Source organism: Microbacterium sp. A93 (assembly GCF_051842835.1).
Genome location: NZ_JBPXMT010000005.1, coordinates 168802 through 190782 on the forward strand (window position 1 = coordinate 168802; position 21981 = coordinate 190782).

Here is a 21981-nt window from a genome sequence, read left to right on the forward strand (position 1 = left end):
CCGACATTACTGCCCTGTTTTATGGCTGATCAGCAGACTTTTTCAAAGTATTTTCGTTACGCTGCAGGAACTTGCCGGCCACCAGCGCGAGCACGCATCCGCGCCGCGTCGCGCTCGTACATGGCGGCGTGCGTCAAGAGCTCTGGCCTGTTGTCTGATTCCGCCCGCGAGTGACGTGCGAGTGCGTCGAGTCGAAGCGCGATCATCGCCCATAAGGATTCCGCTGAAGCATCCGTGCCGTATGCCGATAACAACGTCGCCAGACGCGCAGGTTCGGCTGTTTGCACATCGATCGGTGCCTCAGCGTCCTCTACGTAGGGGATCAGCCGATAGGCGAGGTACGCAAGGTCCCACAGACGCGGTCCAGGTGCCGCCATGTCGAAATCGATCACACCGACGAGCGCCCGATCTTCGAAGACGAGGTTGTAGGGCGCGAAGTCGTTGTGACACACGACTTCGATCGGTTCTCGCGCAGGCATCCGCCACCCCGTCGTGGTGCGTGCGCTCTCAACACTCGCGTCATGAATCCGTCGCATCAGCCTCGCGGCGCTCACCAGGATGCTGTCTTCCCAGAGCCACTCCGGGAGCGGATAGTGCGCGACGGAACCTTCCACGAAGGACAGGCGCTCGCGTCCGTCAGCAGTCATCCCCAGCACTTGCGGGACGCCGTCAATGCCCGCTTGATGAAGTTCACCAAGAAGCGCATGAATGTTGGGCGTCCATGTGCCCGTTGAGCGACGCACCTCCCGGCCCACTCGCGTCACGTCATTCGTGTTGCCGCCGGAGAGTACGTGCTCCATCGCTTCGTCGTGCATGCCTCTAGTCCCGCCCATCCCACGCCGCACGCACCGCGCTCAACGCCTCTTCAAGCGACAGCCCGTTGGCCTCGCCGACGTACCGCTTCGCCGCCGTTTGAATCTTCCCCGAATGAACCTGCCCCGTCGCTACCCGGGTGCCGATGGCCCGACTGGTGACGATGAGACCATCAGCTTCAAGCGCGGAATACGCTTTCGCGATGGTTCCCGCCGCGACGCGCAGATCAGCGGCGAGCTGACGGATCGAAGGGAGGCGGCTGCCTGCCGCCAGACTTCCGGACCGGATGCCGTCGGCGATCTGCGCGCGGATCTGCTCGAAAGGCGCGACAGCGCTGCCCGGATCGACCGTAATCATGCCGCAGCTCTGGTTTCGACCACCGATTCGCCGATCGTCGCAGCTTTGAGCGCCGCGACAGTCACACTGACAATGCTGAGGACGAGGAAGAGCCCGCCGCCGAGAAGGAGGGCATCCGACAAGACCTCCCACACGACTGCTGTCTCCCCGTCGATCGTGGCATTCCCCATCGCCAAGCCGGCAGTGAAGGAATACCCACCCATCGAGAACAGGACCGCACCGATCGACAGATTGAGAAGCACCTCCACCGAGCGCTGTCGCCAGTGCTGATCGAGATCGGCGTCTCCGATGCGCGGAAAGGCGGGCGTCGAACTGATCCGCCACAGTGCAACCAACACGCACGCGGCCAGGACGACGATCGAGATGAGCGCGGGAACGCCGTAGAACCAGCCCGGGTACGGCCCCGCTGACGAGGCGTAGTCGCCGCTCTCGAAACGGATCACTCTCGAACGCCCCGCCTCGTCATCACTCGCCGTCAGACCGCAGAACACGATGACGATGAGAAAGAGCACGGTCACTTCGATGAACGCCCAGCCCCACCGACTCGGCACCACGCGCACTGCGGAACGGGGCACAAGACTGGCCACCCTCGGCTCGCCATCAGAGATCTCGACTTCGCGAGGCGGAGTGACGCCGTACAGCAGCATCCCGGCCGCGCCAGCGATGAGCGGCGTCACGGCAAAGGGCAGGCCCAGCAGTTGCGGCGAGGCGACGGCCGCGACCGCGCCAACGATGAAGACGAGGACCGCGAACAGAACAGCAATAAGGGCGCGCCGCCGAGCCGCCTGCATTACGGGGGCGAGACGCGGGTGCGGCAGAGATCGTGTGCGTCGGCGCAGGATCGCCCACACCACAACCGTGGCGACGATGACGCCAGCGATGAACAGCAGTGCCATTGGTCCGGCCATGATTGCCCCCTCGTGTATCACCGAAACGGTACACGAATCAACATCCGTGTGTCAACAGTTCGATACACCGATCAGGAGAGCAATTCTCTGCTCCGCACGACCGCCGAGGCATCCCCCGTCGGCAGCCGGCACACGAACGCGCGGCAATCGTAGACGAGGTCCGCGACCGCATCCTTCCCAGAGAACAGCTCGAATCCGGCATCCGAAAAAGCACGCGCCTGCGCGGGCGTGACGATGGCGATCACGTCCGCGTCGACGCGATGGGATGCCCTGGCGAGCGCACCCGTGCGATCATGCGTCACCACGACCACCTGACGTGGCGGCTCGACGAGCCCTGCCGCGGCCGCGAGTAGCGAGCCATGTCCGAATGGATGCTGCACAGCGGATGCCGTGTACGCACGCACCTGCTCCTCGGCACCCGCCCGATACTTCTCCCCCGCACCCAGCCGCCATGCTGTTAGCGCTGCCGATGCCAGCGCCGCGACGCCGGACGGCAGATCCCCGTCGGTCTGGTCAGGTGCAGCCGCCACACCCTGCGCCGCAAGCACCGGGTCGCCGTCAGCACCCTTACTGAGCACCTCGTCCAGCAGCTCACGGGCTACCACCGCCCAGCGCGCGTCTCCGGTTGCCACTGCGAGCGCGAACAGCCCGTCCGCGAACAGGCCCACATCGGCGAGCGTCGCCACCGCCGTCGAGGCCACACCTTCCAACGACGCCCGCACAAGCCGGCCCTCCGGCGAACGGTTCACCGACAATACAAACGACGCGGCCTCGGCCGCAGCATCCACCCACGGCCGCTCATCCAACGCCGCACCCGCCTGGGCGAGCGCGCCGATCGCGAGCCCATTCCACCCGGTGATGACCTTTCCGTCGACCGCCGGCGGTTCGAGCTCCTCGCGAGAAGCGGCGAGGTAGTATCCGCCCTCGCTGCGCTGCCCGTCGATCCACGACTCCGAGTCCTGTGCAGCGCCGAACGCCCCGCCGTCCTGACGCAGCACCCCAAGAAGGAACCTGGCGATGCCCCGCGCCGTCGTGTCGTCACCGGCACGCACGGCGATGTTCAGCAGCTGGGCGTTGTCGGTCAGCATCCGCTCGTAGTGCGGCACAGTCCAATCGCGCTGCGTCGCATATCGGAAGAAACCACCGTCGACGCTGTCACGAAGGTCGGATGCCGCCATCGCTGCCAACGCACGCGCGGCCGAGGCCGCCGCATCCGGTGCCTCACGCCGAACCAAAGGGTGCTGCAGAAAACCCAATGTCGTGGCCACCGGGAACTTCGGCGCGCCACCGTAGCCACCGAACATGGCGTCCTCGCGGGAAGCGATCATCTCGGCGGCCGCTGCCAGGCCCAAGGTCGACGGAATGTCTGATGGTGTGACGACAGCGGTCTGCGCCAGTGCCTCTGCGACAGCATCCGCCGATTCCACCGCCTTCTCACGGCGCAGCGTCCATGCCTCCTGCACCGCCCCGAGAACATCGCGGAATGCGGGCAGCGGCGCACGGGCTTCTGGTGGCCAGTACGTGCCTGCATAGAAGGTGCGTCCCTGCGGGGTCGCGAACACCGTCAGCGGCCATCCGAGATTCTGCGTGAACGCAGATGCGGCCGCCATATACGCGCCATCGACTTCCGGATGCTCCTCCCGATCCACCTTGACCGCGACGAAATCCCGGTTGATGAGACCCGCGATCTCTGGGGACGAGAACGACTCCCGCGCCATCACATGACACCAGTGACAGGTGGAGTACCCGATCGAGATCAGCAGCGGCACGTCGCGACGCTGCGCTTCAGCGAACGCCTCGGAGCCCCACGGATACCAGTCGACCGGATTCTCGGCGTGTGCACGCAGATAAGGGCTGAGTGTCTTCGCGAGGCGATTGCTCATGCCCTCACGCTACGCCGAGTCAACAAAACCACGCCGAGACGACGGCGTAAATGCCGCGTCTCGGCGTGGTTTTGTAGTTTCGCGGGCGCCAGGAAGGCGGCGCGTCTCAGTTGAATTCGTTGGGGTGCGATCCGACACGACCCGATCCGTCGAGCGGGTCGAGTGCGTCGATCGCGGCGATCTCCGCGCCGCTCAGGGTGAAGTCGAAGACATCGAGATTCTCACGCAGTCGTTCGGCACGCACCGACTTCGGGAACACGATCGTTCCCTTCTGCAGGTGCCAGCCCAGCACGATCTGCGCCGGAGTCTTGTCGTGCGCCGCGGATGCATCGGCGACAGCAGGCGTGCCGAACAGGTCGTATTTGCCCTGGCCGAGCGGTCCCCACGCTTCGATGCGGACGTCGTGCTCGGCAGCCCACGCGACAACCTCGCGCTGCTGGTATGCCGGGTGCAACTCGATCTGGTCGACCGCGGGAACGACACCGGTCTCGGCGACGACGCGCTCCAGGTGTTCCACGAGGAAGTTCGAGACGCCGATGCTGCGGGTGAGCCCCGCGTCGCGCAGCTCGATCAGCTTCGCGAACGCGTGGACGTAGTTGTCCTTTTCCGGGGTTGGCCAGTGCACGAGGTACAGGTCGACCTGGTCGAGACCGAGCTTCTCGAGGCTCTCCGCGATCGCCGTGTTCGCCTCGTCGCCCTCGTGGCGGTCATTCCACAGCTTGGTCGTGATGAACAGTTCGTCGCGGGCGATGCCGCTCTTTGCGATCGCGGCGCCGACGCCCTCTTCATTGCCGTAGATCGCTGCGGTGTCGATGTGGCGGTAGCCAATCTCGAGCGCTTCGCTGACCGCACGTTCGGTGTCTGCCGGTGGCACTTTGAACACGCCGTAGCCGAGCTGCGGGATCGAAACGCCGTCGTTGAGAGTCACAGTGGGGATCGTCATGCATTCAGCTTAGGGCCTGTCATGACAGGCCCTCAGCCCCCAGTACGGCACGAAGTGCCTCGGTGTAGTCCTCGAATGCGCGTCGTCCCTGCGTGGTCAGGGCGACGTAGGTGACCGGAGTGCGGCCCTTGTGCGTCTTCTCCACGACGACGTAGCCGGCATCCTCGAGTTTGCGCAGGTGCGTCGACAAGTTGCCCGCCGTCATGTCGAGCAGTTCCTGCAGTCGAGGAAAGGCGATGCTCTCGGTGGCTTCCAGCGTCGCGAGCGCTGCGGTGATGCGCAGGCGGGCAGCGGCGTGGATGACCGGGTCCAGCTCAACCACGATTACTCCCCGTCGTCGAGCGACGCAGGCGCCCCAGGTGGATGAAGGAGACGGCTCCCAGGAGGAGGAATCCGGCGCCACCGCCAATCGCGAGCACGAGATAGTGCGTCGGGTAACCGAAGAACGGGGCGATCACCGCCACGATCACCGTCCACACACCGAGGATCAGCATCGGCACGGCCTGCCAGATCGCAGCACCGACGATGTACATGATCCCGGCGAACAGGACGTAGGCGACCGGATAGAAGATGTTCGCGAGCTCCATGCTCATCCCGTTCACAGCCAGCCCCTGCGCGAACACGAAGATGGCGAGGCTGCCGACCGTCCACGTCGAGCCGTATACGACGCCGGAGAAGGCGGATGCTGCATCGCGCCGGATGCCGCGCCCTGAGCGGCTCCCCCACACTGCCGACATCGCGATCGCGACGACGAGCAGGACGACGAAGATAGTCACCGCCACCGGCAGTGGGAGTGCGAAGCTCGGCTTCAGCCCGTCGATGAGCCAAAGGGCACCGAATCCGAATAGCCACACCACGCCCCACATCGTCACGAGGGCGGGGACGAAGGACGCCACCTGGCCCTCCATGCTGCGCTGCTGGTTACTCGCCAGCGCGAGCATCTCCGCTGGTGAGAGAACTTCGTCATCATTGGTCATGTTCAGAATCCGTTCTGTGTCAGAAGAAAGGGCATTGCAAGTGCAGGAAGCGTGAAGAGAAGATTGACCAGCCCATGCGCGAACACGAGCGGCATGAGCCGGCGCTGGCGCAGATAGATCAACCCGGAGCAGACGCCCCAGACGAAGAACGCGCAGACGAATGCGACGGTCGCTCCTGGTGTCGGTGCGTACCAGACATGCTGCAGAGCGAACAGGATCGACGGCACGACGATCGCGAGCACCGTCGGCCAGCGGCGTGCGAGCGTCCCCTGCGCGTAGCCGCGGTAGACGAGCTCCTCAACGGGCGCATTCAGCGGCGCGAAGGTCAGGGCACCGACGACGCCGATGATGCTCCAGACGACGGGATTCAGTGTGGGAATGGCAGACGGATCAACGAATACTGTCTCCATCTGAATGAACAGCTCATCGCCGTGCTGTGCCCACACGACCAGCATGATTGTGCCGCTGAAGGGCAGATACATCACGATCAGCCACAGCAGGCCCCAGAGCAGATCCCTCAGGATCCGGCGCGGTTCAAAACCGAGGACGTCGCGGATACTGCGACCGTCTCTGCGCAGGAGCCGGGCGACCAACAGCAGGCAGATGATGTTGACCGGCAACATCGCCACCACTGCGATCATCGGCGGAGGTGGAAAGGTGACGCTCTCGAAAGCGCTGACAATGAGCCAGGTCAGGGTGGATGCCGCGGCGACGAGCCCGATGCGCAACACGGGGAGCCCGATCGCCCATCTCTTCGCAGACGCGCGGCGGAGGGTGGCAGCATCTGCCACCAATTCCTTCGTCGCGTTGTGTGAACTCATAAAGTACTTTGTACTGCAAACCTGTTTGTGTGTCAAGAGAGGGCGCTGCCCGTCATACGATGAAGGGCTATGTCTGCATCAGATCTCGTCATCACTTATCCCGCGGAGCTGCCGGTCAGCGCCGCTAGGGAAGAGATCGCCGACGCCATCCGCAACAATCAGGTCGTCGTGGTCGCCGGCGCCACCGGATCCGGCAAGACCACGCAGCTGCCGAAGATCTGCCTGGAGCTCGGGCGCACGAAGATCGCGCACACTCAGCCTCGCCGCCTCGCCGCTCGCACGATCGCAGAGCGGATCGCCGAAGAGTTGCAGGTCGAGCTCGGCACCACCGTCGGGTACAAGGTGCGCTTCACGGACAAGGTGTCGGAATCGACCCTCGTCGCTCTGATGACCGACGGCATCCTGCTCAACGAGATCCACCGCGACCGGCTGTTGCGCCGCTACGACACGATCATCATCGATGAGGCTCACGAGCGTTCCCTCAACGTCGATTTCCTGCTCGGTTACCTCACCCGCATCCTGCCGGAGCGTCCGGATCTCAAGGTCATCATCACCTCGGCGACGATCGATCCGGTGAGCTTCGCGAAGCACTTCGCAACTCCTGCCGGCATCCCTGCTCCCGTCATCGAGGTGTCTGGCCGCACTTACCCTGTCGAGATCCGATATCGGGCGCCCACGGAGGACGAGTCAGAGGACGAAGTCTCGGCGATCGTCACCGCACTGCGTGAACTTGATCGCGAGGCTCCGGGCGACGTGCTCGTGTTCCTGCCCGGCGAGGCCGAAATTCGGGATGCTGCGGATGCCGTGCGCGCCGCCTACACGTCGACGTCCGCGCCCGTCGAGGTGCTCCCCCTTTACGGTCGCCTCTCCGCCGCAGAACAGCACCGCGTGTTCGAGAAGAGCCGCGTCGCCGGAGTCCGGCGTCGAGTCGTGCTCGCCACGAACGTCGCCGAGACGAGCCTGACCGTCCCTGGCATCAAGTACGTCATTGACACCGGCACCGCACGCATTTCGCGCTACAGCAACCGATCGAAGGTGCAGCGCCTGCCGATCGAGGCAATCTCGCAGGCATCCGCGAATCAGCGCTCGGGACGCGCGGGCCGCACCAGCGACGGCATCGCGATCAGGCTCTACGGCGAGGATGACTTCGAGAAGCGCCCGGAGTTCACCGAACCCGAGATCCTGCGCACTTCGCTCGCATCCGTCGTGTTGCAGATGCTGTCGCTCGGCTTCGGCGACATCACCGCTTTCCCTTTCCTCACACCACCGGATTCCCGTGGAATCAGGGCAGCATTCGACCTGCTCACCGAGCTGGGTGCGGTCGACCTCGGTCGCGACACTCCTCGACTCACCAGCATCGGACGCGACATCTCGCGGATGCCGATCGACCCAAGATTCGCGCGAATGCTGCTCGAGGCGCAGAAGACCGATGGTGTGGAATCCGTTCTCGCAATCGTCGCCGGTCTCACGATCCAGGATGTTCGTGAGCGGCCGTCGCAGGATGCGCCGCAGAATGTTCGCGACGCCGCCGAGAGGATGCACGCGCGCTTCGCCGACCCGACCAGCGACTTCCTCGCGATCCTGAACCTGTGGAACCATCTACGCGAGCAGCAGCGCGAACTCGGCTCCAGCGCCTTCCGGCGGCTGTGCCGCTCGGAGCACCTGAACTATGTGCGCGTGCGCGAGTGGTTCGACGTGCACCGTCAACTGCGGTCGCTCGTGAAGACGCCCTCCTCTTCAACCGGTAAAGGCGGCGCAGCGGCCGACCCCGACGCGATCCATCGCGCGATCCTGTCCGGACTGCTGTCCCAGATCGGCACGCTCGACGAGCGAAACACCAAGACTCCACCCAAGGGGCAGGCGAAGAGCCAGAAGGATCCGAAGCGCCGCATTGCTGAGTACCGCGGCGCCCGCGGCATCCGCTTCTCGATCTTCCCGGGATCAGGCCTGCGCAAGCAGAGCCCGCGCGCGGTCATGGCCGCCGAGATCGTCGAGACGTCGCGCACCTTCGCGCGCACTGTGGCTGTGATCGACCCGGCGTGGGCGGAATCCCTCGCCGGTGACCTCGCGAAGAGGTCGGTGTCAGAGCCGCACTGGTCAAAGGATGCCGGCGCCGCCATCGCCTTCGAGAAGGTGACGCTGTTCGGGGTCGAGATCGTCCCCCGTCGGCGCATCCAGTTCGCGCGCGTCGATCGAGCCGCATCGCGCGAGATGTTCGTACGGCACGCGCTGGTCGAGGGCGAGTGGGATCCGAGTCGGATCGACAAGCGCGTCAGCGCCTTCTGGCGGAGCAACGGCGAACTGCGCAAGCGCCTCGAGAAGCTCGAAGAGCGCGAACGGCGCCGCGATATCCTCGCCGGCGACGAAGAGGTGTTCCACTTCTACGACGAACGTATCCCGGCCGACGTGTTCGACGTGAGATCGTTCGAGAGCTGGTGGGGCGAGACGCTGCAGCAGACGCCGAAGCTGCTCGTCATGCGCGAGAGCGACCTGATCGAAGATGACGAACGCGCCGATCAGAACGATTTCCCCACGCGCTGGACGCAGGGCGATCAGGTTCTCGGTCTCGCCTACCGTTTCGAGCCTGGGGCTGCGGACGACGGCGTCAGCGTCGTCGTGCCGTTGGCGCTGCTGGCACAAATCGAGGATCGCGGCTTCGACTGGCAGGTGCCGGGCCTGCGCGCAGACCTTGTCACCGCGCTGCTGCGCGCCCTGCCGAAGTCGATCCGTCGTCACGTTGTTCCCGCGGCCGATTGGGCAGAAAAGTTCGGCGAGACACTGGCAGAGGAGGGCCCGGAGCGGCACGGTGGATTCCCGCTGCGGTCGCTGAAGGAAGCACTCGCACGGATGATCCAGCCACTGGCGAACCAGCCGGTGAACGCATCCGATTTCGATGACGAGCGCGTGCCTGGCCACCTGCGCATGAACTTCCGCGCGGTCGATGAGCGCGGCCGCGTAGCTGGCTCCGCGCGTGATCTCAGCGAGCTCCAACAATCCCTCACTGATCGAGCCAGGGCGAGCGTCGCGCGATCGATCTCCCGTCCGGTCAAAACCGACGGCAAGATGAAGGCCGACGCGAGCGCCGTGGCCGCGGCATCGTCGCGCGGTCCGATCGAAAAGGACGGCCTCACGACCTGGACGTTCGGCGATCTGCCTAAGGTCCTCGACACCAGAGTCGCCGGCGGCGTCGTTCGCGGATACCCCGCGATCGTCGACCAGGGCAAGACTGTTTCCGTTCGAGTCGAGGCGACAGCGGATGCCGCGGCCGCAGCGACCCGCGATGGCGTACTGCGCCTGGTGTTGCTGAACGTTCCGTCTCCCGCGTCATACGTGCAGGGACATCTCACCTCGCAAGAGAAGCTCGCACTGGCGGCGTCGCCCTACTCATCGGCGGCGGCGCTGATCGAGGATGCCAGGTCTGCCGTTGTGCGCGCGGCCCTTCAACAGCACGGCGCCGACGGCGTGATCCGTACCGAGGCCGAATTCATCCAGGCGCGGGATGCGGTAAACGCCACCCTGGTCGATGCGCTGTTCACGACCGTGTCCCTCGTCGCCCGCATCCTCACGAAGTCGCGCGAGGTCGAGCGCGGCATCAAGTCGCAGAACTCGCTCGCTCTGCTCGGTCCGCTGAACGACATTCGCACGCAGCTCAGTGGTCTGCTGCATCCGGGATTCATCTCCGCATCCGGCATCGATCATCTGGCGCATTTGCCCCGCTACCTCGACGGGATGCTCGACCGGATCAAGATTCTGGCCAGTGAGCCAGGCAAGGACCGCACCCGCATGACCGAATACGAACGTATGGCGAAGGCGTTCGAGGATGCCGGGGGCACCATCCCCCTCGCACCTGCGACCTCCCCCGCGCTGGTCGAGGTGCGCTGGCTGCTGGAAGAGTTCCGCATCAGCGTCTTCGCACAGCGGCTCGGCACCGCACAGCCGGTCTCGCCGCAGCGCATCCAGAAGTTGCTGTCGGCGCGCTGAGCGAAACCTCGTGCGAGATACCCTGGCGAGATGAGTCGACGAACGGTCCCGGCAGGAGCTGCCCAGTTGTCCGTCGAAGACGGTGGAGATGCCGACGGCGCCCCGGTGCTGCTGATCCATGCGGGCGTCACCGATCTGCGTTCCTGGGATCATCTGATCGAACACCTCGGCGCGGGCGCACGTTGCATCCGGTACGACGCGCGTGGCTACGGCGAGACCAGGTACGAAGCAGACGATGGGTGGTCGCCCGTCACCGATACCCTCGCTGTGTTGGATGCCTCGAACGTGAAAAGGGCGATCGTGGTGGGCTGCTCCATGGGTGGTCGTACAGCGATCGATTTTGCCCTCGCGCATCCGGAGCGAGTCTCGGCGTTGGTGCTGATCGCACCCGCCATCAGCGGCGCTCCGGAACCAGCGCTCGACCCGGTGCTCGCCGAACTTGATCTTGCGATCGATGCGGCCGACTCGCGTGGGGATCTCGACGAAGTGAATCGGCTCGAGGCCCACGTCTGGCTGGACGGGCCCGGTCACGAAGGTCGCGTCACAGGGCCCGCACGCACACTCTTCCTCGAGATGAACGGTCGTGCGCTCGCGGCTGCTGATCCTGGAGAACCCACAGTCGCGCCAGATGCTTTCTCCGCACTCGGCCGGATCTCCGTACCGACCCTCCTCCTCGTCGGCGACCTCGATCTGAAGCCTGTCCGTGAGAACACGCGGCATGCCGCGGCATCCATCCCCCAGTCACAACTGATCGAGCTCCCCGGCGTCGCTCATCTGCCGCATCTGGAAGGCCACCATTCGACGCTGGATGCCATCGTCGAGTTTGTCGCCTCGGCACCGCACAGCCGCAGCGCATAGCAAAGGCGTTCCGCAGCGCCTGATCCTGCGTCACACAACGTCACCTGAATTGGCGTTTATCGTCGCGATCAAGTGGAATTGACTCCTATCCCTCCCCACTTCCCCGAAAGGGGCGTTTGGCATTCCCATGATCACCATCGAGCACGTCAGCCGATCATTCGGCGGCACCCTCGCACTCGACGACGTGTCGCTCGAGATTCCGCGCGGCCAGATCTTCGGCGTCGTCGGGCAGTCCGGCGCCGGCAAGTCGACGCTGCTGCGCACCGTGAATGCGCTGGAACGACCGGATTCGGGCAGCGTCGTCGTTGACGGCGTGCAGATCTCGCACCTGGCCGGCAATGAACTGCGGGCTGCGCGCCACGGCATCGGCATGGTCTTTCAGCACTTCAACCTGATCGGCAACCGCACGATCGCCCAGAACGTCGAGTTCGCACTCGAAGCTGTCGGGCGCAGTCGCGGCGACCGCGCGAAAGAAGCGCTGGAGATGCTCGATCTCGTGGGCCTTTCCGCACGCGCAGGCGCCTACCCATCACAGCTCTCCGGCGGTCAGCGTCAGCGCGTCGGTATCGCCCGCGCCCTGGCATCCCGTCCGAGTGTGTTGCTCTCAGACGAGGCGACCAGCGCACTCGACCCCGACACCACCCGCCAGATTCTGGCGCTGCTGCGCCGCCTCTCCGGAGAGCTGGGGCTCACGATCCTGCTGATCACCCACGAGATGGCCGTCGTGAAGCAGATCTGCGATGCCGCCGCTCTTCTCGAGCACGGCAAGGTCATCGAAGAGGGCGCGTTGACCGATCTCATTCGCACGCCCGGCAGCCGCCTGGCGCGCGATCTGTTCCCGCTCGGCGACGTGCCAGACATGCCCGCATCCGCGATCATCGACCTCACCTTCGCCGGAGAAGAGGCGCAGAAGCCGACCATCACGATGCTCGCACGCGCGCTCGATCTGGATGTGTCGATTCTCGGCGCCACGATCGAAACGATCAACGGGGCTCAGGCAGGACGCACCCGTCTCGCCTTCCCCGCAGACCCAGCAGTTCTTGCTCGTGCGCAGGCGTTCCTCGCCGAGCACAGCGTGGCGTTCGAAGTAGTGAAGGCAGCATGATCGACTACACATCCCCCGACTTCTGGCCCGATCTGTTCGACGTCATGCTCAAGGGCACGCTCGAAACTCTCTGGATGACCAGTGTCGCGATCCTCATCACGATCCTCGTCGGGCTGCCCCTGGGCATCGTGCTCGTCGGCACCGAGAAGGGGCGTTTCTTCTCGACCCCCTTCGGTTCCGCTGCAGCCGGCGTCTTCATCAACCGGCTGCTGGGATTCATCGTGAACCTCGGTCGCTCCGTGCCGTTCATCGTGCTGATGATCGCCCTGATCCCGCTGACGCGCTTGCTTCTGGGTTCGTTCATCGGCACCGGTCCGGCGATCTTCCCGCTCACGCTCGTCGCCATTCCGTTCTTCGCCCGGGTGGTGGAGATCGCGGTCAAGGAGGTCGATTCGGGCCTGCTGGAGGCATCCGATTCTCTCGGCGCGACCCGCTGGCAGCTGGTCAGGCGCGTCATCCTTCCCGAGACGGGACCGGCGATCGTGCTCGGCATTGCGACGACGATCACCTCGATCATCAACTTCTCGGCCATGGTCGGCGTCGTCGGCGGTGGCGGGCTCGGAAACGTCGCACTCACCTACGGCTTCCAGCGCTACAGCTGGGTGCACATCGTCGCCGTCGTGATCGTGCTGTTCGTGATCGTGCTGCTCGTGCAGTGGGCGTGCAACGTGATCGCCCGCCGTCTCGACCATGCCAATCGCGCAGCGCACTCCGCCGACATCATCGTCGTTGGCGCCTGAATCCACAGCATCCCGCAGCACAACACCCCCTCACCCTGACTATCACTAGGAGCATCCGCATGTCCTTCTCCTCTCTCACGCGCGCCGTCGCGATCACCGCGGCCGGCGTTCTGGCGCTCGGTCTGACCGCCTGCGCCAGCTCTGAGCCCACCCCGGCGGCAGACGGCTCCGAAGGCCTCGGAACTCTGAAGGTCGGGGCGCTGCCCGTGCCCGCCGGCGACATGCTCGAGTGGATCTCGGAGAATCTTGCCGAGGAGAAGGGCCTCACGATCGAGTGGCAGACCTTCACCGACTACAACACGCCGAACCCGGCGCTGTCTGACGGTTCGGTCGACGCCAACCTGTTCCAGAACTCGACGTTCCTCGACACGTACAACGAGCAGTCCGGCGACGACCTGATCTCGCTCGGCGACGTCTACCTGCCCGCAGCTGCCTTCTACAGCGAGAAGATCGACAGCCTCGACGAGCTCAAGAAGGGCGCGACCGTCGCCATCCCCAACGACCCCACAAACGAGGGGCGTGCACTGGAGCTGCTTGCGGCTGAGGGCATCATCGAGATCGAAGACGGCGCGACCACGCTCGGCGAGATCAGCGAGAACCCCAAGGACCTGAAGTTCGTCGAGATCGAGAACGCTTCGCTCGCCCTCGCACTGCCCGACAACGACGCTGCCTTCGTCACGGCGTCGTTCGCGATCCCGGCCGGTCTCTCCGACGAGCAGGCGATTCTTCTCGAAGGCAACGACAGCAAGTACTACAACGTGCTCGCCACTCGCCCGGAGCTGAAGGATGACCCGCGCATCGAAGCTCTCATCGAGCTGCTGAACGATGACCGCACCAAGGAGTTCATCCTGGAGACGTGGAAGGGCCTGATCGTTCCGGTCAGCTGATCACCGACTCTCGTGAAGCCCCCGCGCCTTCTGGCGTGGGGGCTTCGCTGGTTGCAGGTAGCCTGGCGGCATGGCTCGCGCGATCGTGTATTCAGAAATCGGTACTCCTGACGTCCTCCACCTCGTGGAGATCCCTGATCCGGTGGCTGGCCCTGGCCAGGTCGTTGTGCGAATCGAAGCGGCAGGTGTGAACCCGCTCGATGCGAAGCTGCGCCGAGGTGCACGACCAGGTGCGCCGATCACCGAACCACGTCGCGTCGGCTTCGACGGCGCCGGCGTCGTCGAAGCGCTGGGCGACAGTGTCACCGAGTTCGCGGTCGGCGATCGCGTTGCGATCGGCAGCACGGTGGGCACCTACGCGACGCACCTCGCTGTGTCCGTCAAGAATCTTGATCTGCTGCCGGATGCCGTGACCGCTGCCGAGGGCGCGGCCCTCAGCATCCCGGTGGGAACCGCGTATCAGTGCCTGCGTTCGCTCAATGTCGGTGAGGGTGATGTCCTGCTCGTGCATGCCGGTTCCGGCGCTGTCGGGCAGGCCGCGATCCAGTTCGCTGCCTCATGGGGCGCGACCGTCATCGCGACCGGAAGCCCAGCCCGCCATGAGCAGCTGCGCGCACTGGGTGCGATCCCCGTCGCCTACGGTGAAGGCCTGGCCGACCGCGTGCGCGCGGCAGCACCTCAGGGAATCACGGTCGCACTGGATTGCATCGGCACCGAAGAGGCGATCGAGACCTCGCTGGAACTGGTCGTCGACCGAGACCGCATCGCGACGATCGTGCGTGGCCCGGATGCCGCGAGCTTCGGCATCCGCGCCTTCAGCGGTGGTTCCCCCGAGCCGCTCACCGCGCAGGAGCTCGCCTGGCGGGCCGAAGCCGTCGGCGTCGCGATCGGCCTGATCGCAAGCGGAGACTTCCAGATCGAGCTCGGCCCCGAGCTGCCCCTGGCCGAGGCCGCCAAGGCACACGAGCTGGTCGAGGCGCACGCCGCACGCGGCAAGATCACGCTGGTGCCGTAGGGCGCGAGCACTGCACGTTCCAGCTCTCAACCATCTGGTCACGTCACGCGACGTCACGAAGACACACAGTGTGACACGAACCGTTCACGCTGCGCCCGCACCCCTCAGAATCGTCAAAAGCGCGATGAGAGGAGCCGGACATGGCAAGCGAGGACGACAAGCGTCAGATCAAGTTCGGAGCGATCCTCACCGGGACCGGTGGTCCAGGTGACCAACTTCGGTGGCTGGATCCGGAGATCCCCAGCGACGCCAGCGTCGACATTGACTGGTACATCGAGTACGCACAGCTCGCCGAGCAGGCCAAGTTTGATCTGGTCTTCATCGTCGACAGCCAGTTCGTCACTCCGCACTCCCCGCCGCATTACCTGAATCGACTGGAGCCGCTGACACTCCTTTCTGCGCTGGCCGTATCGACCACGCACATCGGGCTGGTGGGAACCGCGACTACGTCGTACAACTCGCCATACAACCTTGCCCGACGCTTCGCCTCACTCGACCTGATCAGCCGCGGTCGGGCCGGTTGGAATGTCGTCACCAGCGGGGACGGCGGCACGGCTACCAATTACAGCCTCGACGAGCACTTCGACTACCCGACCCGCTACCGCCGAGCAGCCGAACACATCGAGGTCTCGCAGGGGCTATGGGACAGCTACGAGGATGATGCCTTTCCGCGCGATCGTGAGACCGCGGTGTTCCTCGACCCGAGCAAGCAGCACGAACTCCACCATGAAGGTGAGTTCTTCCGCGTTGCCGGCCCCCTCAACATCCAGCGCTCCCCTCAGGGCCAGCCGGTGATTTTCCAGGCCGGAGACAGCAATGACGGTCGTGATCTCGGCGGCCGCTATGCCGACGGAATCTTCACTCATGCATCGAACATCCCTGACAGCCTGGCATTCGCTCAGGACATCAAGGATCGCGCTTCTGCGGCAGGCCGAAACCCCGATCACGTGCTGATCCTTCCCGGTGCTCGTATCGTCGTAGGCGATACGGACGATGACGCCCGCGAGATCGAGCGCGCGCAGCACGAGCTGAGCAACTCGTTCGAGATCTCACTGGCAGAGCTAGGACGTCCGTTCGGCTGGCATGATTTCACCCAGTACGACCTGGATGCCCCGTTCCCAGACGTGCTGCATCTTGCTCAGCGCAGCTTCCGCACGAACGCTGAGTCGATCACCGCGTTCGCCGAGAAAGACTCGCTGACGCTCCGCCAGGTAGTCGAGCGGCTCTCGGCCTTCCGCCCTTCCCCATTTGTGGGGTCGGCGACGACTGTTGCCGACCGACTCCAAGAGTGGTTCGAGTCCGGAGCCGTGGACGGTTTCAACGTGTATGTGTCGCATCCCTCCCAGTTCCGCCGTCTTGTCAGTGAGGTGATCCCCATCCTCCAGGAGCGTGGGTTACATCGCACCGATTACGCGGGCACCACGCTGCGGGAGCATCTTGGCCTTCCGATCCCGGCAAATCGGTACACCAGCGCCGCGCCCGCCGTCACCTCGATTCCAGACGGTGCGCTCAGCGCTGTCGTCTGACAACCACAATCCACCTCAGAAAGCAGACCGACCGTGACCAGTTCTTGGCGTCCCCTCGCAGCAGCAGCCTTCGCAGTGGTGCTCACCGTGGGCATGTCCGCCTGCGCCTCCGGCGACAGCGGTGGCTCCCGCCCCGGCGGGGAGGAGTCGGTGTTGCGATGGTCGCTGGGCCTGCCGACCTCGTGGGACCCGGTCACGAGCCGCACGGGCTTCGACATCAACACGATCTCGCTCCCGTATGCGTCGCTCACGCGGCTTGACGATAAAGGCAATGTCGAGCCGAGTCTCGCGGAATCCTGGACGTACGACGAAACGGGTACATCCATCACGTTCACGCTTCGGGACAACCTCACGTTCAGCGATGGCACACCGTTGGATGCCGAAGCGGTGAAGGCGCACTTCGAGCGGGGGCAGGACCAGGCCGACTCTCATCTGCGTGATCAATTGGCAGACCTCGAGTCGGTGACGGCCGATTCTGAGACGGAAGTCACCCTGCACCTCACCACCGTCGACTACCAGATCCCGTATCTCGTTGCCGGTCGCACCGGAGCCATCGCCAGTCCGACAGCTGCAGAGGATCCGAAGCATCTCGCCATCGCCCCTGTCGGTGCGGGCCCGTTCATCCTCACCGAGTTCGTGGCCGAGTCACACGCGTCGTTCATCAAGAATGATGACTACTGGGATGCCGACAACATCCACATCGACCGGTTTGAGCTTTCCACCGCTCTGGACGCCGCCACTGTCGTCTCCGCGGTGCAGTCCGGTTCAATCGACGTCGCACGACTTCCGGCAACGCAGATCGAGCAGGCAGCGAGCGCGGGACTGACTGTAACGGTAGCCGGCACCCTCGCTGCAAGTGATGCGTCTATCAATCTGAACAAGGCACCGCTCGATGACCCCGCAGTCGTCGAGGCTCTTCGCTACGCGTTCGATCGTGAGGCCTTCGTCGATGCGGTCACGGCGGGTACCGGAACGGTCACACACCAGCCATTCCCGGAGGGGTACGTCGCCTTCAACCCTGAGATCGAGGACATTTGGAGTTACGACCCCGACAAGGCGCGTCAGATCCTCAGCGATGCGGGTTACGAAGACGGCGACCTTGCGATCGAAATCACCGCTCATGCAGGCTCCGAGCTGGATGCGCAGCTCACGCAGTCCCAACTTGCCGACATTGGCATCAATTCGACCATCAGCCTGGTACCGGCGGGATCGACGACATGGCAGGACGAGGTGTACGTCGCCAAGTCACCGCAACTCGCTTTAGATGGGACCATCGGGCGCGAGTCTCCGGTGGCGAATTTGCTCGCCACCTATGGCCCCGAAGGCATCATGAACCTGAGCGGTCCGCACTCTTCAGACGAGTTCCTTGCCGCGTTGGATGCTGTGCGCGCGACGCCGATCGATGCACCGGAATATCAGGAGAACCTCTGGAACGCTGTGCGCATCGGCGTCGAGCAGTCGCCGACGAACTACCTGTACAGCAGCCCCTGGGTCTTCGTGTCCAGCTCCGACGTGGGCGAGCTTAATCTGCTGCCTTCTCAGGTGCGTTGGGAAGGAGTGCAGGTCGGCGATTGACCCCGCGACCCGAACACTATGGCGACTCTCACTCCCGTCTTCACGGCGAACGCTGCCCCGACGCCCGCGCCACGCAACTCGGCCGTCTGGAGCTCACGAATTGCACACGCGCTGGGCAGCACCGTTCTCATCGTCGTGCCGGTTTTCACCTTCGCGACTCTCATCACTTTCCTACTCGGCGCCGCGAGCGGGCTCAGCCCTGCCGCTTCATTGTCCGGTGACGAGGCAACGCCCGAACGCATAGCCCAGATCAACCAGGAGCTGGGTCTCGATCAACCGCTGCTGATGCGCTACATCACGTGGATGGGATCGTTGCTGACCGGTGACCTGGGCGTCAGCTGGTACAACGGATTCAGCGTGACAGAGCTGATTGCGCAGCGCCTCGCGATCACCACGTCAATCGTCTCCGTTGCTCTCCTTCTCGGCGTTGTCGTCGGGGTAGCCCTGGGAATCGTCGCAGCACTCAACCAGGGTCGACCAGTCGACCGCGCGATCACCGCGATCATCGCTGTGGTGTCGACGTTGCCGCCCTTCGTGTTGTCGATCGGACTCATTGTCGTCTTCAGCGTGTGGCTGCATCTGCTGCCGTCGTCGGGATATGTGCCGTTCGGGCAGAATCCGGCGATGTGGTTTCAGCTGATCATCATGCCTGCCGTCGCGTTGAGCCTCGATCCGGCAGCAGATCTCGCGCGCCAGCTGCGCACAGGCCTGGTGCACTCCTTGGCACAGCCGTACATCACTGGCGCGGTGGTGCGGGGACTGCACCCGCGAAGAATTCTCGTCGTCCATGCGCTCCGCAATGGCGCGGGACCCGCAGTTGCCGTACTGGGGATGAAAATCCCCGCATTGCTCGGAGGTGCCGTCGTCACCGAGACCATCTTCAATATGCCCGGCTTCGGCCTGCTCTCCGCCGATTCTGCATTGCGCGGTGATGTTCCCGTTGTGCAAGGCACCCTCGTCGTCGCGATCGTCCTCGTACTGACATTCAACGTGCTGGTGAATGTCGGACTCGCTGCGTTGCAGCCCGCATCGCGGAGGAGCGCGAAATGAAGTTCGCCGATGTGTTCCGCCCGGCGAGCGCAAAGCTGGCACTCGCGATCCTCCTGCTGGTCACCGTACTCACGCTGTTCGGGCCGTTGCTGGCACCTCTAGATCCGTATGCGCAGGATACGTCCGCCATGCTGCAGGGAACCAGCTTCGCGCACCCGCTGGGAACGGATGAGCTGGGGCGCGACGTTCTCAGCCGTCTCCTCACTGGTTCGCCGCTGTCCGTGCTGTCTGCGTTGATGGCGGTGGCCGTCGGGCTAGTTCTCGGTGTCGTACCTGCTCTGCTCTCTGTGCACCTCTCACGAGTGTTCGAATGGTTTGCGCTCCGGGTCACCGATGCGCTCATGACGCTGCCGTTTCTTGTCTTCGCGATCGCCATGACTGCGCTCATGGGCAACGGCGTTCCTCAGGCAATGCTGGCTGTCGGGATCCTCATCTCTCCGGCGTTCTTCCGGGTGACCCGCGCGGCAGCACTAACGGCATCCAGCTCGCAGTATGTCGAAGCGGCCGAGCTGATGGGCGCGTCGACGACGTGGATCCTCCGCAGACATGTGTGGCGACATGTCGTCCCTGCCGTTGCGGTCACCGCCGCGGGACTGACCGGTACGGCTCTGGTGATCGTCGCATCCTTGACGTTCCTCGGCATTGGCGTCGTCCCCCCAGAACCGACGTGGGGAGGCCTCCTCGCGAGCGATCTGAAGTACCTGTATCAGCGCCCGCTCGGGCCTCTCGCCCCGGCACTGCTGATCGTCGCAACTGTCTGGGCATTCAACGCGCTGGCTGACGCACTGCGCGATGCCCAGACTCACCGCAGCACAGCACGTTCTGAATCGACCACACCTCAGGAGGTATCCGCATGACGTTACTTGAGGTTTCAGGTTTAACGATCACGACACCTGCGGGGCTCGCACTCGTCAACGACGTGTCGTTTCGGCTCGAACGAGGCGAGGCTCTGGGCATCGTCGGTGAGTCCGGCAGCGGGAAGTCGCTGTCGTGCCGTGCCGTACTAGGCATCGTTCCCGAGCCTCTGAACGTCACGGCCGATCGAATCGACTTCGATGGGACAGATCTCCGGGCTGCGACCGCGACGCAATGGCAACGAATCCGTGGGACCCGCATCGGCGCTGTGTTCCAAGATCCTGGGTCGTTTTTGAATCCGTCCATCAGTGTCGGCCGCCAGCTTGCCGAAGTGCATCGCGTGAAGAACGGCAGGCGACGGCGCGAGGCGTGGGCATCAGCAATCCGTGGTCTCGGCGATCTCGGATTAGTTGCACCCGAGCGGGTCGTTCGCCGGTTCCCGTATGAGATGAGCGGCGGCATGCTCCAGCGAGTACTGCTTGCGATCGCCATCGCCGAATCTCCCGATCTGCTCATCGCTGATGAGCCGACAACGGCGCTCGACGTCACGGTGCAGGCGGAAGTACTCGATGTGATCGCTGATCTGCGCGCGACGACCGGGCTCGCTGTCCTTTTCGTGTCCCATGATCTTCCCGTCGTCGCTCATCTGTGCGATCGCATTCAGGTCATGCAGCATGGCCGAACGGTCGAGTCCGGAGCTTCCGCAGACGTGCTGCAGGCACCGGCGCATCCGTACACGCGTGCTCTCCTCACGGCGCACGCGGAATATGGGCTCGATCGATTCCTTCGCCCGGAGGTTGCACATGTCTGATGTCGTGCGCATCGAGAATGCCACGCTCGGCTACGGCAGTAGGTCGCACGGGGGCGCTGTGCTTCGCGACATCTCCCTCACGATCGGCAGAGCTGAGCGAGTCGGCCTGATCGGGGAAACCGGCTCAGGCAAATCGACCCTCGCGCGTACTCTGCTCGGCCTCACCACGGTGTTCTCGGGAAAGGTGAGCGTGGACGGCCGCGATCTCGCACGCCTGCGCGGACGGCCCTTGCGCGCGTTCCGGAGATCCGGGCTGGTGCAATACGTCTATCAGGATCCGCTGCGCAGCCTCGATCCTGACGTCACCGTATCGTCATCGGTTGCCGAAGGGCTTTCGATTCGCGGCGGGCTGTCCGCCGCCGAGATCAGGCAACGTGTCGAGGACGCGATCCTGCTGGTCGGGCTCGACCCATCACTCGGTCTCCGGCTCCCTCGTGAGCTCTCCGGCGGTCAACGTCAGAGAATAGTGCTCGCTCGGGCGCTAGTTCTCTCCCCTCGTCTGTTCATTCTCGATGAACCCGTCAGCGCACTGGATGCTTCCAGCCGCGTTCAGGTGCTCGATCTGCTCAGGCTCACCGCTGCCGAGCGACAACTGTCTCAGCTGTTCATATCGCACGATCTCGGCTCGATCGCCGGTGTGACCGATCGACTGATCGTGCTGTACCGCGGCGAGATCGTCGAAGATGCAGCGACCGAGGAAGTTCTCGCCAATCCGCAGCATCCGTATACGCAGCTACTCATCGAATCTGCCCCCACACTGATGACTGCAGGTGCGAGCCGTGAACGTCGGCGGGCGCTGCGAACTGCATTGGAAAGCGCCACGCGGTGACTTCCGGCGCAACAGTTCGACACATCGAAGACACCGTCCATTCCGAA

The 21981-nt window shown here is 64.4% G+C and carries 20 protein-coding genes; 12 read left to right on the plus strand and 8 right to left on the minus strand.

The window, feature by feature from the left end:
* Nucleotides 1-56: 56 nt before the first annotated feature.
* The 8 genes from ACSU1G_RS14230 to ACSU1G_RS14265 all read right to left on the minus strand — a co-directional run bounded on the left by ACSU1G_RS14230 (nucleotide 57) and on the right by ACSU1G_RS14265 (nucleotide 6702).
* A complete protein-coding gene (locus ACSU1G_RS14230) occupies nucleotides 57-815 on the minus strand; it encodes a phosphotransferase enzyme family protein (RefSeq protein WP_439280609.1) in 759 nt (252 codons plus the stop codon).
* A 4-nt stretch (nucleotides 816-819) separates the two neighbouring features.
* Entirely contained in the window at nucleotides 820-1170 is a 351-nt protein-coding gene (locus ACSU1G_RS14235; RefSeq protein WP_439280610.1) for a GntR family transcriptional regulator, read from the minus strand.
* Nucleotides 1167-2078, minus strand: a complete 912-nt coding sequence (locus ACSU1G_RS14240) for a hypothetical protein (protein ID WP_439280611.1) — start codon at nucleotides 2076-2078, stop codon at nucleotides 1167-1169. The genes ACSU1G_RS14235 and ACSU1G_RS14240 overlap by 4 nt, the downstream gene beginning before the upstream one ends.
* A 71-nt stretch (nucleotides 2079-2149) precedes the next feature.
* Nucleotides 2150-3961, minus strand: a complete 1812-nt coding sequence (locus tag ACSU1G_RS14245) for a thioredoxin domain-containing protein (protein WP_439280612.1) — start codon at nucleotides 3959-3961, stop codon at nucleotides 2150-2152.
* A gap of 106 nt (nucleotides 3962-4067) precedes the next feature.
* Entirely contained in the window at nucleotides 4068-4904 is an 837-nt protein-coding gene (locus tag ACSU1G_RS14250; protein WP_439280613.1) for an aldo/keto reductase, read from the minus strand.
* A gap of 19 nt (nucleotides 4905-4923) precedes the next feature.
* Nucleotides 4924-5226, minus strand: a complete 303-nt coding sequence (locus ACSU1G_RS14255) for a transcriptional regulator (RefSeq protein ID WP_439280614.1) — start codon at nucleotides 5224-5226, stop codon at nucleotides 4924-4926.
* The gene (locus tag ACSU1G_RS14260; RefSeq protein WP_439280615.1) at nucleotides 5219-5881 is read right to left on the minus strand and encodes a hypothetical protein; all 663 of its coding nucleotides are present in this window, start codon (nucleotides 5879-5881) and stop codon (nucleotides 5219-5221) included. Before ACSU1G_RS14260 ends, ACSU1G_RS14255 begins: the two co-directional genes overlap by 8 nt.
* Nucleotides 5882-5883: 2 nt before the next feature.
* Nucleotides 5884-6702 carry a lysostaphin resistance A-like protein gene (locus ACSU1G_RS14265; protein WP_439280616.1) on the minus strand — a complete coding sequence of 273 codons (819 nt, stop codon included), beginning with the start codon at nucleotides 6700-6702 and terminating at the stop codon, nucleotides 5884-5886.
* A 69-nt stretch (nucleotides 6703-6771) separates the two neighbouring features.
* On the opposite strand from ACSU1G_RS14265, the gene hrpA reads away from it, so the two are divergent.
* The 12 genes from hrpA to ACSU1G_RS14325 all read left to right on the plus strand — a co-directional run bounded on the left by hrpA (nucleotide 6772) and on the right by ACSU1G_RS14325 (nucleotide 21934).
* Nucleotides 6772-10683 (plus strand): ATP-dependent RNA helicase HrpA, encoded by a 3912-nt coding sequence (hrpA, locus tag ACSU1G_RS14270; RefSeq protein WP_439280617.1) that lies wholly within the window; start codon nucleotides 6772-6774, stop codon nucleotides 10681-10683.
* Between the two features lie 30 nt (nucleotides 10684-10713).
* A complete protein-coding gene (locus ACSU1G_RS14275; RefSeq protein WP_439280618.1) occupies nucleotides 10714-11541 on the plus strand; it encodes an alpha/beta fold hydrolase in 828 nt (275 codons plus the stop codon).
* A 127-nt stretch (nucleotides 11542-11668) separates the two neighbouring features.
* Nucleotides 11669-12646: a methionine ABC transporter ATP-binding protein gene (locus ACSU1G_RS14280; RefSeq protein ID WP_439280619.1), complete on the plus strand. Its 978-nt coding sequence runs from the start codon at nucleotides 11669-11671 to the stop codon at nucleotides 12644-12646.
* Nucleotides 12643-13386, plus strand: coding sequence for a methionine ABC transporter permease (locus tag ACSU1G_RS14285; protein ID WP_439280620.1), 744 nt, complete (start codon nucleotides 12643-12645; stop codon nucleotides 13384-13386). Before ACSU1G_RS14280 ends, ACSU1G_RS14285 begins: the two co-directional genes overlap by 4 nt.
* Nucleotides 13387-13445: 59 nt before the next feature.
* Nucleotides 13446-14273, plus strand: coding sequence for a MetQ/NlpA family ABC transporter substrate-binding protein (locus ACSU1G_RS14290; protein ID WP_439280621.1), 828 nt, complete (start codon nucleotides 13446-13448; stop codon nucleotides 14271-14273).
* A gap of 70 nt (nucleotides 14274-14343) precedes the next feature.
* On the plus strand, nucleotides 14344-15288 hold the full coding sequence (locus tag ACSU1G_RS14295; RefSeq protein WP_439280622.1) for a quinone oxidoreductase family protein: 945 nt from the start codon (nucleotides 14344-14346) through the stop codon (nucleotides 15286-15288).
* 140 nt (nucleotides 15289-15428) lie between these two features.
* Entirely contained in the window at nucleotides 15429-16814 is a 1386-nt protein-coding gene (locus ACSU1G_RS14300) for an LLM class flavin-dependent oxidoreductase (RefSeq protein ID WP_439280623.1), read from the plus strand.
* Between the two features lie 33 nt (nucleotides 16815-16847).
* The gene (locus tag ACSU1G_RS14305; protein WP_439280624.1) at nucleotides 16848-18389 is read left to right on the plus strand and encodes an ABC transporter substrate-binding protein; all 1542 of its coding nucleotides are present in this window, start codon (nucleotides 16848-16850) and stop codon (nucleotides 18387-18389) included.
* A gap of 18 nt (nucleotides 18390-18407) precedes the next feature.
* Nucleotides 18408-19439, plus strand: a complete 1032-nt coding sequence (locus ACSU1G_RS14310; RefSeq protein WP_439280625.1) for an ABC transporter permease — start codon at nucleotides 18408-18410, stop codon at nucleotides 19437-19439.
* Nucleotides 19436-20296: an ABC transporter permease gene (locus ACSU1G_RS14315; protein ID WP_439280626.1), complete on the plus strand. Its 861-nt coding sequence runs from the start codon at nucleotides 19436-19438 to the stop codon at nucleotides 20294-20296. The genes ACSU1G_RS14310 and ACSU1G_RS14315 overlap by 4 nt, the downstream gene beginning before the upstream one ends.
* Nucleotides 20293-21105 carry an ABC transporter ATP-binding protein gene (locus ACSU1G_RS14320; RefSeq protein WP_439280627.1) on the plus strand — a complete coding sequence of 271 codons (813 nt, stop codon included), beginning with the start codon at nucleotides 20293-20295 and terminating at the stop codon, nucleotides 21103-21105. The genes ACSU1G_RS14315 and ACSU1G_RS14320 overlap by 4 nt, the downstream gene beginning before the upstream one ends.
* The gene (locus ACSU1G_RS14325; protein ID WP_439280628.1) at nucleotides 21098-21934 is read left to right on the plus strand and encodes an ABC transporter ATP-binding protein; all 837 of its coding nucleotides are present in this window, start codon (nucleotides 21098-21100) and stop codon (nucleotides 21932-21934) included. Before ACSU1G_RS14320 ends, ACSU1G_RS14325 begins: the two co-directional genes overlap by 8 nt.
* Nucleotides 21935-21981 lie beyond the last annotated feature (47 nt).

What these genes read in the sequence shown, in the direction of transcription:
- ACSU1G_RS14300 (WP_439280623.1), top strand. Translation starts at nt 15,429, where the DNA reads ATGGCAAGCGAGGACGACAAGCGTCAGATCAAGTTCGGAGCGATCCTC.
- ACSU1G_RS14310 (WP_439280625.1), top strand. Translation starts at nt 18,408, where the DNA reads ATGGCGACTCTCACTCCCGTCTTCACGGCGAACGCTGCCCCGACGCCC.
- ACSU1G_RS14260 (WP_439280615.1), bottom strand. Translation starts at nt 5,881, where the DNA reads ATGACCAATGATGACGAAGTTCTCTCACCAGCGGAGATGCTCGCGCTG.
- ACSU1G_RS14320 (WP_439280627.1), top strand. Translation starts at nt 20,293, where the DNA reads ATGACGTTACTTGAGGTTTCAGGTTTAACGATCACGACACCTGCGGGG.
- ACSU1G_RS14325 (WP_439280628.1), top strand. Translation starts at nt 21,098, where the DNA reads ATGTCTGATGTCGTGCGCATCGAGAATGCCACGCTCGGCTACGGCAGT.
- ACSU1G_RS14295 (WP_439280622.1), top strand. Translation starts at nt 14,344, where the DNA reads ATGGCTCGCGCGATCGTGTATTCAGAAATCGGTACTCCTGACGTCCTC.
- hrpA (WP_439280617.1), top strand. Translation starts at nt 6,772, where the DNA reads ATGTCTGCATCAGATCTCGTCATCACTTATCCCGCGGAGCTGCCGGTC.
- ACSU1G_RS14290 (WP_439280621.1), top strand. Translation starts at nt 13,446, where the DNA reads ATGTCCTTCTCCTCTCTCACGCGCGCCGTCGCGATCACCGCGGCCGGC.
- ACSU1G_RS14285 (WP_439280620.1), top strand. Translation starts at nt 12,643, where the DNA reads ATGATCGACTACACATCCCCCGACTTCTGGCCCGATCTGTTCGACGTC.
- ACSU1G_RS14240 (WP_439280611.1), bottom strand. Translation starts at nt 2,078, where the DNA reads ATGGCCGGACCAATGGCACTGCTGTTCATCGCTGGCGTCATCGTCGCC.
- ACSU1G_RS14250 (WP_439280613.1), bottom strand. Translation starts at nt 4,904, where the DNA reads ATGACGATCCCCACTGTGACTCTCAACGACGGCGTTTCGATCCCGCAG.
- ACSU1G_RS14275 (WP_439280618.1), top strand. Translation starts at nt 10,714, where the DNA reads ATGAGTCGACGAACGGTCCCGGCAGGAGCTGCCCAGTTGTCCGTCGAA.
- ACSU1G_RS14245 (WP_439280612.1), bottom strand. Translation starts at nt 3,961, where the DNA reads ATGAGCAATCGCCTCGCGAAGACACTCAGCCCTTATCTGCGTGCACAC.
- ACSU1G_RS14265 (WP_439280616.1), bottom strand. Translation starts at nt 6,702, where the DNA reads ATGAGTTCACACAACGCGACGAAGGAATTGGTGGCAGATGCTGCCACC.
- ACSU1G_RS14315 (WP_439280626.1), top strand. Translation starts at nt 19,436, where the DNA reads ATGAAGTTCGCCGATGTGTTCCGCCCGGCGAGCGCAAAGCTGGCACTC.
- ACSU1G_RS14230 (WP_439280609.1), bottom strand. Translation starts at nt 815, where the DNA reads ATGCACGACGAAGCGATGGAGCACGTACTCTCCGGCGGCAACACGAAT.
- ACSU1G_RS14235 (WP_439280610.1), bottom strand. Translation starts at nt 1,170, where the DNA reads ATGATTACGGTCGATCCGGGCAGCGCTGTCGCGCCTTTCGAGCAGATC.
- ACSU1G_RS14280 (WP_439280619.1), top strand. Translation starts at nt 11,669, where the DNA reads ATGATCACCATCGAGCACGTCAGCCGATCATTCGGCGGCACCCTCGCA.